Origin of the sequence: Rhizobium sp. CFBP 13726 (assembly GCF_014841925.1) — a bacterium.
GTDB classification, from domain to species: Bacteria; Pseudomonadota; Alphaproteobacteria; order Rhizobiales; family Rhizobiaceae; genus Neorhizobium; species Neorhizobium soli.
The window spans coordinates 1357248-1374096 of sequence record NZ_JACYUU010000002.1; the positions used below are offsets into that span (position 1 = coordinate 1357248).

13 protein-coding genes are annotated in these 16849 nt (G+C 60.5%); 7 read left to right on the top strand and 6 right to left on the bottom strand.

The annotated features are described in order from the left end of the window. Positions 1-350: 350 nt before the first annotated feature. From IFT66_RS13690 to IFT66_RS13715, 6 genes are all read left to right on the top strand, one after another. Positions 351-1946, top strand: coding sequence for an ABC transporter substrate-binding protein (locus IFT66_RS13690; protein WP_192077892.1), 1596 nt, complete (start codon positions 351-353; stop codon positions 1944-1946). A gap of 156 nt (positions 1947-2102) precedes the next feature. Next, positions 2103-3107, top strand: coding sequence for an ABC transporter permease subunit (locus tag IFT66_RS13695; RefSeq protein WP_062462141.1), 1005 nt, complete (start codon positions 2103-2105; stop codon positions 3105-3107). A gap of 29 nt (positions 3108-3136) precedes the next feature. After that, on the top strand, positions 3137-4054 hold the full coding sequence (locus tag IFT66_RS13700) for an ABC transporter permease subunit (protein ID WP_062462138.1): 918 nt from the start codon (positions 3137-3139) through the stop codon (positions 4052-4054). Positions 4055-4056: 2 nt separating this feature from the next. Beyond that, positions 4057-4914 carry an ABC transporter ATP-binding protein gene (locus IFT66_RS13705; RefSeq protein WP_082471963.1) on the top strand — a complete coding sequence of 286 codons (858 nt, stop codon included), beginning with the start codon at positions 4057-4059 and terminating at the stop codon, positions 4912-4914. 5 nt (positions 4915-4919) lie between these two features. Beyond that, positions 4920-5765 carry a dipeptide ABC transporter ATP-binding protein gene (locus tag IFT66_RS13710; RefSeq protein WP_062462611.1) on the top strand — a complete coding sequence of 282 codons (846 nt, stop codon included), beginning with the start codon at positions 4920-4922 and terminating at the stop codon, positions 5763-5765. A 167-nt stretch (positions 5766-5932) separates the two neighbouring features. After that, on the top strand, positions 5933-6859 hold the full coding sequence (locus IFT66_RS13715; protein ID WP_192077893.1) for a methylenetetrahydrofolate reductase: 927 nt from the start codon (positions 5933-5935) through the stop codon (positions 6857-6859). Here IFT66_RS13715 and IFT66_RS13720 read toward each other — a convergent pair. After that, positions 6826-7638, bottom strand: a complete 813-nt coding sequence (locus IFT66_RS13720; protein ID WP_192077894.1) for an MBL fold metallo-hydrolase — start codon at positions 7636-7638, stop codon at positions 6826-6828. The genes IFT66_RS13715 and IFT66_RS13720 overlap by 34 nt on opposite strands. 172 nt (positions 7639-7810) lie before the next feature. On the opposite strand from IFT66_RS13720, the gene IFT66_RS13725 reads away from it, so the two are divergent. Continuing rightward, positions 7811-8890, top strand: a complete 1080-nt coding sequence (locus tag IFT66_RS13725) for an acyltransferase family protein (RefSeq protein ID WP_113111668.1) — start codon at positions 7811-7813, stop codon at positions 8888-8890. Between the two features lie 41 nt (positions 8891-8931). Here the strand turns inward: IFT66_RS13725 and IFT66_RS13730 are convergent, their stop codons facing one another. The 5 genes from IFT66_RS13730 to mmsA all read right to left on the bottom strand — a co-directional run bounded on the left by IFT66_RS13730 (position 8932) and on the right by mmsA (position 16801). Beyond that, on the bottom strand, positions 8932-9585 hold the full coding sequence (locus tag IFT66_RS13730) for a TerC family protein (protein WP_062462125.1): 654 nt from the start codon (positions 9583-9585) through the stop codon (positions 8932-8934). Positions 9586-9870: 285 nt separating this feature from the next. Then, positions 9871-11259, bottom strand: coding sequence for a virulence factor family protein (locus IFT66_RS13735; protein WP_274604831.1), 1389 nt, complete (start codon positions 11257-11259; stop codon positions 9871-9873). Continuing rightward, positions 11256-13832 (bottom strand): bifunctional lysylphosphatidylglycerol flippase/synthetase MprF, encoded by a 2577-nt coding sequence (gene mprF / locus IFT66_RS13740; RefSeq protein WP_174197202.1) that lies wholly within the window; start codon positions 13830-13832, stop codon positions 11256-11258. The genes IFT66_RS13735 and mprF overlap by 4 nt, the downstream gene beginning before the upstream one ends. Positions 13833-14048: 216 nt before the next feature. After that, the gene (gene mmsB, locus IFT66_RS13745) at positions 14049-15239 is read right to left on the bottom strand and encodes a multiple monosaccharide ABC transporter permease (RefSeq protein ID WP_062462120.1); all 1191 of its coding nucleotides are present in this window, start codon (positions 15237-15239) and stop codon (positions 14049-14051) included. Positions 15240-15241: 2 nt separating this feature from the next. Next, positions 15242-16801 carry a multiple monosaccharide ABC transporter ATP-binding protein gene (gene mmsA / locus IFT66_RS13750; protein WP_062462117.1) on the bottom strand — a complete coding sequence of 520 codons (1560 nt, stop codon included), beginning with the start codon at positions 16799-16801 and terminating at the stop codon, positions 15242-15244. Positions 16802-16849 lie beyond the last annotated feature (48 nt).

Here is a 16849-nt window from a genome sequence, read left to right on the forward strand (position 1 = left end):
TATCTCGACAAGTGCATCATAATCGCTATGCTCGCGCCCGACGTCACAGGAAGACCAAGGATACCGCAGAAGACGATAACAATTTTGCGTAAATAAGGCCGACGCCGTGAGTTCATGCTCATGAAAGCCGAATACTTGGAAATCCGTCGTCAATTCGAGAAAACATGGGTTGAGTGCCGAAAAGGTATCGGAGATCCGTCGAAGACTGAAGAATACGGTCAGCAAACAAAAGATTTGCGACCAGGAGGTGAGACACACAAGCAGGATTGACGCGCACGTAAGCGTATCATCAAATTCAAAACACGGCCTAGCCTGGCAGTTAGCCGGCTCAAGGTCATTGGGAGACCGATATGAAATACAAGCTCGCCCTTGCCACAGCCCTGCTGTCGGCAACAATTTTCGCAGGCGCTGCGAACGCCAAGACCTTCGTGTATTGCTCCGAAGGTTCGCCAGAAGGCTTCGACCCCGGCATGTACACCGCCGGCACGACGTTCGACGCTTCGGCCCACCCGATCTACAACCGCCTGCTCGAGTTCAAGCCTGGCACGACGCAGCCGGAAGCCGGTCTTGCCGAGAGCTGGGACATTTCGTCCGACGGCACCGTCTACACATTCAAGCTGCGCCCGAACGTGAAGTTCCAGACCACGGAATTCTTCACCCCGACGCGCGCGCTGAATGCCGATGACGTGCTCTTCTCCATCGGTCGTCAGATCGACGAGAAGAACGCCTGGAACAAGTACATCAACGGCGCTTCCTGGGAATATGCCGACGGCATGGGCTTCCCGAAGCTGATCAAGTCGATCGAAAAGGTCGATGACCTGACCGTGAAGATGACCCTGAACCGTCCGGAAGCACCTTTCCTCGCCAACTTGGCCATGCCGTTCGCTTCGATCCTGTCGAAGGAATACGCAGACAGCCTCGACAAGGACGGCAAGAAGGAACAGCTGAACCAGAACCCGGTTGGCACCGGCCCGTTCACCTTCGTCGCCTACCAGCAGGATGCCATCATACGCTTCAAGAAGAACGCCGACTACTGGGGCACCGCGCCGAAGATCGACGACCTCGTCTTCGCGATCACCAGCGACGCTGCCGTTCGTTACCAGAAGCTCAAGGCCGGCGAATGCCACCTGATGCCTTTCCCGAACGCCGCTGACGTCCAGTCGATGAAGTCGGACCCGAACCTTCAGGTTCTGGAGCAGGAAGGCCTCAACATCGCCTACCTCGCCTACAACACGACCCAGGCTCCGTTCGACAAGCCGGAAGTGCGCATCGCGCTCAACAAGGCGATCAACAAGAACGCGATCGTCGACGCCGTCTTCCAGGGCATGGCAACGCCTGCAACCAACCCGATCCCGCCGACGATGTGGTCCTACAACAACTCCGTCAAGGACGACACATACGATCTCGAAGCCGCCAAGAAGATGCTGGCCGATGCTGGCGTCAAGGACCTCTCCATGAAGGTCTGGGCGATGCCGGTTTCGCGTCCCTACATGCTGAACGCGCGCCGCGCCGCTGAAATCATCCAGGACGATTTCGCCAAGATCGGCGTCAAGGTCGAGATCGTTTCCTACGAATGGGCAGAATACCTGCAGCGTTCGAAGGCAAAGGACCGCGACGGTGCTGCCATGCTCGGCTGGACCGGCGACAACGGTGACCCGGACAACTTCCTCGACACCCTGCTGGGTTGTGACGCCGTCGGCGGCAACAACCGCGCTCAGTGGTGCAACAAGGAGTTCGACGAACTGGTGAAGAAGGCCAAGGTCACGTCCGACATGGCCGAGCGCACCAAGCTTTATGAGCAGGCGCAGGTCGTCTTCAAGAAGGAAGCACCTTGGGCAACCCTCGATCACTCGCTTGCTATCGTCCCGATGGCAAAGGGTGTGACCGGCTTTACCCAGAGCCCGCTTGGCGACTTTACGTTCGAGACCGTCGATATCGCTGAGTAATCCAGCCTAATCACAACTTTTTGCCGCGGGGAGCGTTGCGTTTCCCGCGGCATTTTCTTATGAGACGCCCAAAAATGCGGCGCGACGCCGAAATGGCTCGGTTCGTGGCTTGACACGGTTTGAAATCGACCGGAGCCCCTTCCACAAAGGCTTACAATGTTTGGTTTGCTACTGCGGCGCCTCGCCGTGCTGATCCCGACCTTCCTCGGGGTCTCGATCATCGCCTTTTCCTTCATCCGGCTCCTGCCGGGCGATCCGGTCATGCTCTTGTCCGGTGAGCGCGTCATGTCGCCCGAGCGGCATGCGCAGATCAGCGCCCAGCTTGGCATGGACCGCCCGATGGTCATCCAGTATTTCGATTATCTCGGCGGCGTGCTGACGGGTGACTTCGGCTCCTCGATCGTCTCCAAGAAGCCGATCCTCGACCAGTTCTGGGCGCTGTTTCCAGCGACCGTCGAGCTGTCCATCTGCGCAATGATCATCGCCGTTGCGCTCGGCATTCCCGCCGGCGTCATCGCCGCCATGAAGCGGGGTTCGATCTTCGACCAGGGCCTGATGGGCATCGCGCTGGTCGGCTATTCGATGCCGATCTTCTGGTGGGGCCTGCTGCTGATCATTCTGTTTTCCGGCACGTTGCAGTGGTTCCCGGTTTCGGGTCGCATCTCGCTTATGTTCTACTTCCCGCAGGTCACCGGCTTCATGCTGATCGACTCGCTGCTGTCCGGGCAAAAGGGTGCCTTCTCCTCGGCCATCAGCCATCTGGCGCTGCCGTCGATCGTGCTTGCCACCATCCCGCTTGCCGTCATCGCCCGCCAGACCCGCTCGGCCATGCTGGAAGTGCTGTCCGAAGACTACGTGCGTACCGCCCGCGCCAAGGGCCTGTCGCCGTTCCGCGTCGTCGGCGTGCATGCGCTGCGCAACGCGATGATCCCGGTCATCACCACCATCGGTTTGCAGATCGGCGTCATGCTTGCGGGCGCGATCCTGACCGAGACGATCTTTTCCTGGCCGGGCATCGGCAAGTGGATGGTCGATAGCGTCTTCCGTCGCGACTACCCGGTCATCCAGGGTGGCCTGCTTCTGATCGCGGCGATCATCATGACGGTCAACCTCATCGTCGACCTCATGTACGGCCTCATCAATCCCCGTATCCGCCACTGATCCGCCGAGATAAGAAGGAGAAAAATCCCATGGCAGATGCAATAACCGCCAAGACGCCAGAGATCGTCACGACCGGGCAGATGCGCCGCCAGATGCTCAAGGAGTTCTGGTTCTACTTTTCCGAAAACCGCGGTGCCGTCATCGGCCTGTTCGTTTTCATCGCTCTCGTGGTCGTAGCCGTCCTCGCTCCGGTGATTGCCCCGCATTCACCGTTCGAACAGTATCGTGACGCCGTGCTGCGGCCGCCGGTATGGGCCGAAGGCGGCAGCTGGAGCTTTCTTCTCGGAACAGACCCTGTCGGTCGCGACATTCTTTCGCGCCTGATCTACGGCGCACAGTATTCGCTGTTCATCGGCCTGTTCGTGACGACGCTGTCGCTGCTCGGCGGCATTCTCGTCGGCCTGATCGCGGGCTACTATCGCGGCTGGATCGATACGGTGATCATGCGCCTGATGGACATCATCCTGGCGTTTCCGTCGTTGCTTCTGGCGCTGGTTCTGGTCGCAATCCTGGGGCCCAGCCTCACCAACGGCATGATCGCGATCGCGCTCACCCTGCAGCCGCATTTCGTGCGACTGACCCGCGCCGCCGTCATGGAAGAGAAGACGAAGGATTACGTCACCGCTGCCCGCATCGCCGGCGCCGGTCCGATCCGTCTGATGTTCCGCACCATCCTGCCGAACTGCACCGGACCGCTCATCGTCCAGGCGACCTTGTCCTTCTCGAACGCGATCCTCGATGCAGCAGCGCTGGGCTTCCTCGGCATGGGCGCACAGCCGCCGGCGCCCGAATGGGGCACGATGCTGGCCGAAGCACGCGAGTTCATCCTGCGCGCCTGGTGGGTCGTCACCTTCCCCGGCCTTGCAATTCTCATCACCGTTCTTGCCATCAACCTGATGGGCGACGGCCTGCGCGATGCGCTTGACCCGAAACTGAAGAGGTCCTGATCATGGCGCTTCTGCAAATCGACAATCTCACCGTTGAGTTCGAAACCGCGACCGGCTGGTTCCGGGCCGTCGACGGCGTCTCGATCACGGTCGAAAAGGGCGAAGTGCTCGCCATCGTCGGCGAAAGCGGCTCCGGCAAGTCCGTTTCGATGCTGGCCGTCATGGGGCTTCTGCCGTGGACGGCGAAGATCACCGCCGACCGCATGCTGTTTGAAGGCAAGGACTTCCAGAAACTGAGCCCTGCCGATCGTCGCAAGCTGATCGGCAAGGATATCGCGATGATCTTCCAGGAGCCGGTGGCAAGCCTCAACCCTTGCTTCACGGTCGGCTTCCAGATCGAGGAAGTGCTGCGCATCCACCTCGGCCTCGACAGACAAGCCCGCCGCGCCCGCGCCATCGAACTGTTCAAGCTGGTCGGCTTGCCGGACCCAGCGGAACGGCTGAACAGCTTTCCGCACCAGATGTCGGGCGGCCAGTGTCAGCGCGTGATGATCGCCATCGCGATTGCCTGCGACCCGAAGCTGTTGATCGCCGACGAACCGACGACGGCACTCGACGTCACCATCCAGAAGCAGATCCTCGACCTGATCATGGACCTGCAGACCCGCACCGGCATGGGCCTGATCATGATCACCCACGACATGGGCGTGGTTGCCGAAACGGCCGACCGGGTCGTGGTGCAGTACAAGGGCCGCAAGATGGAGGAAGCCGACGTGCTTTCGCTGTTTGAGAACCCGCAGAGCAACTATACCAAGGCGCTTCTCGCAGCCCTGCCGGAAAACGCGACGGGTGACCGACTGACCACCGTCTCCGCCTTTTTCGACGGCAATCCGGACCAGCCTTCGGGAGTGAATGCATGACCGATATGACCAACACCGACATCATGCTGGAAGTGCGCGACATCAAGCGCGACTACGAACTGCCGGCTGGCTTCATGAAGCCGAAAAAGACCGTGCATGCGGTCAAGGGCGTCTCCTTCAAGCTGGAACGCGGCAAGACGCTGGCAATCGTCGGCGAAAGCGGCTGCGGCAAGTCCACGCTTGCCCGCATGATCACCTTCATCGACGAACCGACGGCCGGCGAACTGATCATCGACGGCCAGAAGATGGATACGCGTCCGGGCCACCTGACATCAGAAATGCGCCAGAAGGTGCAGATCGTGTTCCAGAACCCCTATGGTTCGCTCAACCCGCGCCAGAAGATCGGCGACGTTCTGGGCGAACCGCTGGCGATCAACACCTCGATGCCGGCATCCGAGCGGCGCGATCGCGCAACCGAGATGCTGATCAAGGTCGGCTTGGGTCCGGAACACTACAACCGCTATCCGCACATGTTCTCCGGCGGCCAGCGCCAGCGCATCGCGATCGCCCGTGCGCTGATGATGAACCCGAAGCTTCTCGTGCTCGACGAACCCGTCTCGGCGCTCGATCTTTCGGTTCAGGCACAGGTTCTGAACCTGCTGGCCGACCTGCAGGACGAGTTCAACCTCACCTACGTCTTCATCAGCCACGACCTTTCCGTTGTGCGCTACATCGCCGACGAGGTGATGGTAATGTATTTCGGCGAGGCGGTCGAATACGGAACGCGCGAAGAAGTGTTCTCGGCGCCGAAGCACGAATACACCCAGACCCTGTTCAAGGCGACGCCGCGCGCCGATGTCGAATCGATCCGCGCTCGTATTGCTAAGAAGAAGGCTGCCTCGGCCGCTTGAACGCCTAAGATGCACTGATAATGCCGGCAGCTGTCGGCATTATCACGGAATTGAGCTTGAAGTTGACGCAGAGAGAAATCTCTCGCATCAGAAGTCATGCAAGAAGAAACCTCTGTCAGCTCGCCGGAAAGCGGCGAGCGTCATTGTGGCAGGGTGGGAGTAGCGGCATGGCATTGTTGAACTTGTTCAGAGGCAGGCAGCAGGACAAAGCGCCGGAGCCCGCCTCGCTCAAGTCCCTGGTCGAGGGATACTCGATCGAGGTGATGCCGCGAACCGCGGCCAAGATCGACGACTTCACGACGCTGCTGCCCGCAAACACCCGGGTCTATATCGCCCATATCGACGGCACACCAATCGACGATATGGTGAAGACGGCCAAACGGCTGCGTGAAGATGGCTTCGAGGTCATGCCGCACATTCCGGCCCGCAGCATCGAGAGCCGCGCCATGCTCGACGACTGGGTAAGCCGATATCACAACGAGGCAGGTGTGGACCAGGCGCTCGTCCTCGGCGGCGGTCTATCGCGTCCTGCTGGCGCTCTCAACAGTTCGCTGCAGCTGATCGAGACCGGCATCTTCGACCGTCACGGCTTCAAGCGTCTGCATGTCGCTGGCCATCCCGAAGGCAACAGGGATATCGACCTCGACGGCACGACCAAGCTTGTCGACGAAGCCTTGAAGTTCAAGCAGATCTATTCCGAAAGCACCGATGCGAAGCTCGCGATCGTCACCCAGTTCGCCTTCGATTCGCGGCCGGTGATCCTGTGGGCGGAGCGGATCGCCGCAACCGGCGTCCGCATGCCGATCCATCTCGGCGTCGCGGGACCGACCAAGCTTCAGACGCTGATCAAATTCGCCCTCACCTGTGGTGTCGGCCCGTCGATCAGCGTCATCCAGAAGCGGGCCATGGACATCTCCAAACTCCTGGTACCCTACGAGCCGACCGAATTCCTGACTGAAATCGCCGACTACAAGGCCCGCAACCCGCAAAGCTTGATCGAGCAGATCCACGTCTTCCCGCTGGGTGGTATCAGAGCCAGCGCGGAATGGATGAACGAGCGTCAACCTGCGCTGGCTGAAATCCGCGCGATATAGTCTTTTGCCGAGCGCGCGACGATCGCCTGGCCGTTGCCGCGGATATCCTGTTTGGCGAAGGCTCCGTAGATCCGCTCGAACGGCCAGGCCGCCAGCCGTTCCGCGACATCCGCCACCTCAGCTGCGCTGAGCGGCATCATGTTGGGATAGCTCCACATAAAGGAAACCCGGTCGGCCCCCGGCGTCACCTGCACAATGTCACCGGCCAAGAGCACGCCTGTTCCATCCGGCGCTGTCCAGTGCATCACAGTTCCGCCAGCGAAATGACCGCCGGCATGTACAAGCGTCGCGGAAGAAGACAGGACGAGCGCATCCTCGTCCCACAGGCGGACGTGATCGGACGGACGCTGGATCCACTGGCTGTCCAGAGCGTGGATATAGATCGGGCAATCGAAGGCCTCGGCCCAATCCTGCATGGTTGAGTAATAGTGCGGATGGGAGATCGCGATGGCGCTCAACCCGCCCAGCGATTTGACCAGCGTCTTCGTCGCGTCGTCGAGGAGCGCGATACAATCCCAGAGAATGTTTCCGGACGGTGTCTGCACCAGAAGCGCCCGCTGGCCGATAGCAAACGCGGGAACGGTACGGATGGAAAGGAGGCCAGGCTCGAGTTCGAGCCAGCTATTGGCATGCCCCTGCGGAAGCTTTTCAGCGGAAACCCACGCCTGGCCGGAAGCCGGGACATATTGCCGGTCGTCGAGGCAGATGGGGCAAGATGCGGGTGGTTCGGCACGATCGGGATAGGATGTGCTACAGGCATTGCAAAGAAAAACCGTCATGAGCCCCCCGCTCCGGATAACCGCGATCAATCGGTTATAGACGAGAACGGACTTCCCGATAGAGGCTGGGAGCCACATTCCGGTAAAGCGGCAAGAGCAGCCGGCCTCATTCACGCTTTCCCAACGCGGCCGCGATACGCTGTAGCGATGTTGCGGTTGCCGGGAGGCTGTGATGACGGAAGCAAAGCCTGTGCGGCTCTTGAACCTCGATCTGCTCCGGCTGGTCTCGGCCCTGCTCGTCCTGTTCTTCCACTACGGTTTTCGCATGCGGATCACCGGAGAAGGCGCCGGGATCGGCTTTCCGGAGCTCGCGCCGATAGCCAAGTGGTTCGATATCGGCCTGCTGATCTTCTTTGCCATCTCCGGCTACGTCATCATGATGTCGGCAGAAGGTCGATCGGCCTTTGATTTTGCCGCTGGACGGTTTGCAAGGCTCTGGCCGACATTCGTCGTCTGCGCCACCATCACCGCCGTCGTCCTGTCGATCTGGCCGGTCCCGGCGCTCAGTGCCCCGACGGTGCGGCAATGGCTGGCCCATCTCGTGATCCTGTCGCGCGTATTCGGCCAACCCTTCCTCGACGGAGCATACTGGACGATCGCCTACGAGATCATCTTCTACGGCTGGATCTTCGTCGCTCTCGCAACAGGCCTGTTGAAGTCGCACTGGCGTCTCATCGTCACGGTCTGGCTTGCCATTTCGGTGCTGAACGAGACAGCGCTGCAAAGCGTCGTGCTGCAGAAACTGCTGATCACCCAGTATTCAGGCTATTTTGCCTTCGGATTGGCGCTGTTTCGGACGCGACTGGAAAACTCCCGGGCAAGCTTTGCAGTGCTCAGCCTCGCAGCCGGCTGGGCCATTGCTGCACCGTTCATAACGGAGCCGGAATTCATTTCCCTGTACGGTTTCGGGAGAAATACCGCGGGCCTGGCCGCGATGGGGCCGCTGGCGCTTGCGGCCGTGACGATCGCGATCTACGCGCCGACACTGCCGATCAAGAGAGGGCTCGCGATCTCGCTCGGCGGGCTGACCTATCCGCTTTACCTTCTGCATCAGAATATCGGCTATGCCGCCTTTGCCAATTTCGGCACGTCGGACAATCGCTTCGCCATTCTGGCTTTGTTGATTGGGGGATTGTTGGCTGTCGCGATGATCATCGCAAGAACAGTTGAGCCTGCCGCGAGACGGGCGATCATTGGGCTTTCAAAGCCCGTTCAGGCCAGCCTGACGCGACTGCGCGCCCGCTTTGCCTGAGGGACCCCGCGGCGGAAAAACCGCCGCAGGGTCTTGTGCACTCAGCCGTTGATGTAAGGCATGACTTCCAGAACGCCGCGGTAGATCATCTCCAGCGAAACGTAGAGGATGACGACCAGACCGACATAGGCAATCCAGCGATGCTTGTTGAGCAGGCGGGCGATGAAGCTTGCCGCGATACCCATCAAGGCGATCGAAAGAATGAGGCCGAAGATCAGCACTTCGGGATGTTCGTGTGCGGCACCGGCAACGGCCAGAACGTTGTCGAGCGACATGGAAACGTCGGCGATGACGATCTGCCAGGCAGCCTGGGCGAAGGTCTTGCGTGGCGCACCGCTGACGGACGCGTTCTCGCCTTCCTCGACGGCCTTCGAGACGACATTTTCGGCATCGTCCTCATGGCTGTGCGGGGTGCGCAGCTCGCGCCACATCTTCCAGCAGACCCACAGAAGCAGGACACCACCGGCAAGAAGCAGGCCGACGATCTGCAGAAGCTGGGTCGTGGCAAGCGCAAAACCGATACGCAGCACGGTGGCGGCAATGATACCGATCAGGATCGCCTTGGCGCGCTGATCCTTGGGCAGTCCGGCGGCGGCGAGGCCGATGACGATTGCGTTGTCACCCGCCAGAACAAGGTCGATCATGATTACTTGCGCGAGGGCGGACAGTGCCTCCGGCGTAAAGAATTCCATCATTTGGTACCCGATCTTTCAATACGGAGCACCCATGTCGTGGAGAGGGGCGACGAATTACGGGCGGAAATTCACCGCTATCCATTCGATTGCCGTCAAGGTCGAGTGACGACCCCACAAACACCAGGCACCTGAAGTTGAACAATCCAGTCCGACATCACAGTTCCTGCGAACTGCCAGAGGGGCCCGGTCCTGGTGCGCTGAGATTTATCTTGGGAGCCGCAGAAATCAAGCCCCATCTCACGAACCAGCTCACGGGAAGGTGATTTCTTCGCGGGAAAACGGCTTCTACTTGTTCAGCCGCTTGTGGAGGCTATCAAGAATGAGCTTTCCAAGCCCCTCGTAATCTTCATCGAAATGGTGTCCGCCTTCGATGCCGACCGTCTCGATACCCTGCGGTTTCAGCGTCGGGCACGGATCGTCGTCCTCATCGGTACCATAGAGGCACTGGACGACACGCGGATCGATCTTGGCGATATCGGAAATGCTGTCGCCGTTCTTGCCATCGCCGGCAACACCAAGCCAGCCGGTGACGGAAATCTCGAAATCGACCTCTCTCGAGAGCGCCAGCAGCGAAATCTGTTTGATCCGCGATTTGGTCGCAGCCGGCAGAACGTTGAACGTCGCCGGCAGGATGTCGGCACCGAAGGAATAGCCGATCAGCACGACGTTCTTCACATTCCATTGGCGCCGGTAGGTATCGATGATCTTGACGAGATCATCCGCCGTTTCCTTCGGCGTGCGTTCCGCCCAGAAATAGCGAAGCGAATCCACCCCGACGACGGGCACGCCCTGGGCCTGTAGATAACCGCCGAGCTCGCTGTCGATATCGCGCCATCCGCCATCGCCGGAATAGACCACGGCCATGGTATCGAGCGTCGGTTTCGTTTCCAGGACCGTCACCGGCAGGTCGAGCTGATCGCTATTGCCGTCACCTTCGATCGCAGTCTTCAGAAGGTCGGCAAGCGCTGTCGTTGCAGGGCCGGATACATCCGTGAGATCGACATCCGGCCACCCGGCCTTGAGACTAGCGGCATGATCCTTGCCGGCGGCATCGGCCGCATCGGTCAAGCCGATCGTCACATCCGCCGGCAGCTTTCCATCGGTAAAGCCATAGATCGTCCGGTCGCCGGCTTTGTCCTTGGTCGCAGGCGTGCAGAGCACCTTTCCCAGCGGAATGCCGGCCGTCGGATCGACCGCGATGGCTTTCGAGATTGTCGCAAACGGGCTCTGCGCGATCATGCCGAGAGCAAGTGCTGCGCCATCCCCGATGCCGGCGATGATCGGATGCCGGTAACTGGCATTGCCGATCCGCCGCTGCACCTGCTGCGACAGGTCTTCGATATCGGAGACCATGTAGATGCAGTCGCCGTCATCCTTGGCAAGCGACGCGATGTAGGACGGGTAATCGATACCGACCACCGCCGCCCCCTGATCGACAAGCGCCTTGGCTTGGCTCTCTTCCTCGGCCCCCCAGCCTGCGCCCTTCGAGATCAGGAAGACCATCGCCTTCAGATCCTTGTCGCCGGGCATATAGATGTGCGGCGAAGCGATCATTCCGGTCTTGTAGTCATCGGTCTGCGAACCGGTTTGCTCTGAAGCAGGCTGCTGGGCGGAGGCAAGGCCGGTGCCGGCCAGCAGAATGCCGACGGCGAGAATTCGGGACAGCATCATCATTTTCCGACCACTCCTCTCAAGCCCCCACCAATCAGCAGCGTCGCATCGACCATCGCAATGGCAGGACTGACGCTTGCCACCGCCAGATAGCGGGGTTCCCAGTGCGGGTGAAACTTGGTTTTGAATGCCTTCAGGCCTTTGAAATTGTAGAAGCGCTCGCCGTGTTCGAAGATCACGCTGCCGATCCGGTCCCAGACAGGGGCGGCTTCCCTCTGTGCCATGCCGGAAAGCGGCGCCATGCCGAGGTTGAAGGTCCGGTAGCCGGCGGCCTGCAGATATTCCATGCAGCGGACGAACAGGAAATCCATCGAGCCTCTCGGCGCATCCGGCGCAAACCGCATAAGGTCGACGGTTGCCTCCTGCTTCGTCTCCGTCAGCGACAGCGTTGCAAAGGCGACGATCTTTCCCTGCGTGCGCAGCACCGCCACCGGCTGGGATGCCACATAGGCATCCTGGAAGGCACCGAGCGAAAACGTCTTCTCGCGTGTCTCGTGGGCGGCGAGCCAGGTATCGGACACCCGGCGCAGATCCTCGATCGAGCCCATCACATCCGCCTGCTCGATAACGTCGAATTCGAGCCCCTCGCGAAGCCCCTTGTTGACGGCCTGACGCAGACCCGCGAGACGGCTTCCCTTGAGATCGAAACGCTCCAGATCGACGATCGCCAGTTCTCCAAGCTTGACGGCCCGCATGCCGGCATCGGCGCAGTAAGGCAGAAGTGCCGGCGAAATCTGGTAGAACACGGCCCGTCCGCCCTGGGCCCTCGCCTCTTCCACGAAGCTCCAGACCAGTTCGGGGATTTCCTCTGCCGGGCCGACCGGATCGAACAAGGCGATCCAGGAACGACCCTGAATGCCGTACATGATGAAAGCCTTGCCGTTTGTGGAAAACATCAGCCGCTTATCGGCCATGCGCACAACATTCGCGTCGGCGACGTCCTGCTGCCGAACGATCGAGACCGCCCGCTCCAGCTCCTCCGGCGTGGAGTGTGCCGTGCGGGTCGCAGCCGGGCGCAACAGGCTGGCAATCGCGATCGTGCCCGCAACGATCGCCACACCCAGGATCGCGCGAAGCCCACGCGGCGCTTCTGCCGAAAACTCGAACTGCCACCAGAGCTCGCGGCTGTAATCCACCTCGCGATAGACGAACAGAAGAACTGTTATCGCTGCCGCCACCAGCACCAGCATCGCCACGACCCAGGCAGGCGTCAGCACCTGCCGGAGGAGTGACGCCGGACGGGTGAACTGCCGGGCGCTGAGCAACAGGCCGGCGAGCAGAATGACGAGAAAGATCGCTTCAAACACCGCGACCGCACGCACGAAGGCGAGCAGCAAAGCCAGCGCGGAACAAGCCGTTGCCGTCCACCACGCACCGTCCAGCCTCTGGCTGACACCGCGGGCGGACGCGAAAAGCACGATGCCGAGAATGCTGGACAGAAAATGCGCGCCTTCAACGACCGGCAGCGGCAGATAGTTGTAGAGGAAATCCAGATCCGAATCCGGCGTCGGTGTAACGCCCGAAAATACCAGCATGGCACCAGCGATCATCGCGAATGCGGCAAGCAGCAGGGGCGCCAGACGGAATTCCAGCTTGCGCAGCGTCGAGGCGACCGGATGATTGGAAAGCTGCTGCACCTCCATGCCGATCACGAAGAGCGTCGCGACCAGAAGCGGCAGGACGTGATAGATGACCCGGTAGAGAACAAGGCTGCCGAGAACCTGATCGATATCGACAGTGCTTCCGAGCGCCGCAACGATGATCGTCTCGAACACGCCCAGCCCCGCCGGAACGTGGCTGAGAACGCCGGCACCGACAGCCGTGGCATAGATCGCCAGGAACGACGGCCAGCCGATATCCGTCTGCGGCAGAAGCACGTAAAGAACCGACGCCGAGGCTGCGATATCGAGCGCCGTGATCAGGAACTGCTGCGACGAGGTTTTCGTATCGGGAAGCCGCAGCTTCAGCCTGCCCAATGCCACTTCGCGGCCATTCCAGCCGGCAACGACAAGCGCTGAGAGCACCACGATGATCGCAACCGCAATGCCGCGCACCCAGCCCTCGCCGATGCCGAGCAGGCTGCCGATCCGAGGCGCCGTGACAAGCGATGCGATCGCAGTCACCCCTAGCAGGCCGATACCGAAGGCGAGCGTGACAAAGGCGATCACCCGGCCGATATCGTCGGGGCTGAGGCCGAGCCGCGAGTAACCGCGGAATCGGATCGCGCCGCCGCTCAAGGCACCGAAGCCGGCTGTGTTGCCAACCGCATAGGCGCTGAACGCGGTCATGGCGACCGGCACCGGTGGCAGCTTTTTGCCGATATAGGAGAGTGCGTTGAGGTCGTATCCGGTCAGGGCAACGAAACTCAGCGCGGTGAAGAAGATCGCGAGAAGGATGGACGATGCCTTCGTGGCGGCAAGCGCTGCAAGCACGTCGTCGTAACTGACTTCGGTGGTGAGATCATAGATCGCAAACGTCGTGAAGCCGAAGACCACGAGGATGATGAAGGGAACGAGATAGCCGCGATAGTTTTCAAACGTCTCGCGGAGGCCGGTCTTCTGCTGATCTGTGGACATCAATGGTCATGCCGGTTGTTGAAGCATTGCCGGGGATTTCTCCCCGAACGAGCCGGGCAGCTAAGGCGACCCGATCGCGGCAATAATATGTCTGTGTTGCCGCCCTCATTACGTAGGCGCTCGCCTACTTTCAATAAGGGTTTAGCGCATCGGCGTCGCAATAAAAAAGGCGGAAGCTGAAGCTCCCGCCTTTCGCTGTCTCTCTGTGATGAGGGTTCAACGGCGCTGGTTGTAGACGTCGACGCAGACGGCGCCGAGCAGAACCAGACCCTTGATGACCTGCTGATAGTCGATGCCGATGCCGAGGATCGACATGCCGTTGTTCATAACACCCATCAGGAAGGCGCCGATCACGGCACCCGTGACCTTGCCAACGCCGCCGTAAGCCGAGGCGCCGCCGATGAAGCAGGCCGCGATGACGTCGAGCTCGAAGCCCGTGCCGGCCTTCGGGGTCGCGCTGTTGAGGCGAGCGGCAACGACGAGGCCGCCAAGCGCTGCAAGCACACCCATGTTGACGAAGGTCCAGAACACCAGACGCACGGTCTTGATGCCGGACAGCTCGGCTGCGCGGGCATTGCCACCGACCGCATAGATCTGCCGTCCGATGATCGTGCGGTTGGTGAAGAAGCCGTAGGCGACGATCAGCACGGCCATGATGATCAGCACGTTGGGCAGGCCGCGGTGCGACGAGATCAGGTAGGCGACATAGCCGATGGCAGCCATGACAAGGATGTTCTTGCCGATGAAGAAAGCCATCGGTTCGGATTCGACGCCATGCTCGACACGCCGTGCGCGGCTTCTGAAGTTCTGCCAGACCATCAGGGCGGCCAGTACCAGGCCGATGATGAAGGACGTCAGATAAAGGCCGCCCGTCGAGGAGATCAGTTCCGGGATGAAGCCGGAAGACAACTTCTGGAAGGTCGGATCGAAGGGACCGATCGACCGGCCGCTAAGGACCGCGATCATGAACCCGCGGAAGACCAGCATGCCGGCAAGCGTCACGATGAAGGACGGAATCCTGAAATAGGCGACGAAATAGCCCTGCATTGCGCCGATCACGCCACCGAGCACGAGGCAGATGATGCTCGCCGTGACAAAGTCGAAGCTGTACTGCACCATCAGCATCGCCGCGACCGCGCCGACGAAACCGGCGACCGAACCGACCGAAAGGTCGATGTGGCCGGTCACGATCACCATCAGCATGCCGAGCGCCATGATGACGATATAGCTGTTCTGGAGAACGATGTTGGTGATGTTGAGCGGCTTCAGCAGAACGCCCCCCGTTGCGACCTGGAAGAAGATGACAATCACGACCAGCGAGATCAGCATCCCGTAGTCACGAAGATTTTCCTTCCAGAAACCTGTCGCCGCCTTGGGAGCGGTAATTGCTTCCTGCGGAGTGCTCATAATTATCTCCCCTTGCGGCGCATGATAGCGCGCATGATATTTTCCTGCGTTGCCTCTTCGCCGGCGACTTCGCCGACAAATTCGCCCTCGTGCATGACCATAATCCTGTCGCAGATGCCGATGAGCTCGGGCATTTCGGACGAGATCACGATGACTGCCTTACCGGCATCCGCAAGTTCGTTGATGATGGAATAGATTTCGTACTTGGCGCCGACATCGATGCCGCGTGTGGGTTCGTCCAGGATCAGGATGTCCGGGTTGGTGAACAGCCATTTCGACAGCACGACCTTTTGCTGGTTGCCGCCGGAAAGCTTGCCGGTTTCCTGGTAGACGTTATGGCTGCGGATCCGCATACGGTCGCGGAATTCCTGGGCAACCTTCATTTCGCGGATGTCGTCGATCACGCCGCGTGACGAAACGCCGCCCAGGTGCGCGAGCGAGACATTCTTGCGGATGTCCTCAGACAGGATCAGCCCGAGATGCTTGCGGTCTTCGGTGACATAGGCGAGGCCCGCCTTGATCGCCCGGTGCACGTCCGAGGTATCCGCAGGTTTGCCATGGATCTTCACGGTGCCGGAAATATCGCGGCCATAGGCGCGACCGAACACGCTCATCGCGAACTCGGTGCGGCCGGATCCCATCAGGCCGGAAATGCCGACGACTTCGCCGGCCCGAACCTTCATGGACACGTTCTTGACCACCTTGCGGTGCGAATGCTGCGGATGATGGACGGACCAGTCGTCGACCTCGAAGATCACCTCGCCGATCTTCGGCTCGCGCTTCGGGTAACGGCTTTCGAGATCGCGATCGACCATGCGACGGACGATCTCGTCCTCGTCGACCGGACCTTCGTGACAGTCAAGCGTGCCGACCGTACGACCGTCGCGCAGCACGGTGATGCGGTCCGCAACTTCCGAGATCTCGTTCAGCTTGTGGCTGATCATGATCGAGGTAATGCCGTTGCGGCGAAATTCCTTGAGGAGTTCGAGCAGGGCTGCGCTGTCGGTTTCGTTGAGCGAAGCGGTCGGCTCGTCGAGGATCAGCAGGCGCACGTCCTTGGACAGTGCCTTGGCGATCTCGACCAGCTGCTGCTTGCCGACACCGAGGTTGGTGATGAGGGTTTCGGGCACCTCGGCAACGAGACCGACCTTGGCGAGCAGGGCCTTGGTGCGGATGTAGCGAGCATCGCGGTCGATCACTCCGTACTTGGATGGCGCGTTCGCGAGAAAGATGTTCTCGGCAATCGACATCAGCGGGATGAGCGCGAGCTCCTGGTGAATGATGATGATACCGAGCTTTTCGGAATCGTTGATGTCGCGGAAGTGGCGTTCCTCGCCGTCGAACAGGATCGAGCCTTCGTAGGAACCATGCGGGTACACGCCCGAAAGCACCTTCATCAGCGTCGACTTGCCGGCACCGTTCTCGCCGACAAGGGCGTGAATCTCGCCTTCCTTGACGGTAAAGCTGACGTCCGAAAGCGCCTTAACGGCGCCAAAACTTTTTGAAATGCCGCGCATTTCCAAAATAGGCGGTTTGTCCGCCGACAATACAGGATCAAGCATGAGAACTCCTGGAATAGGAAGCCGCGCGACGCTTGCGCCGCGCGGCCA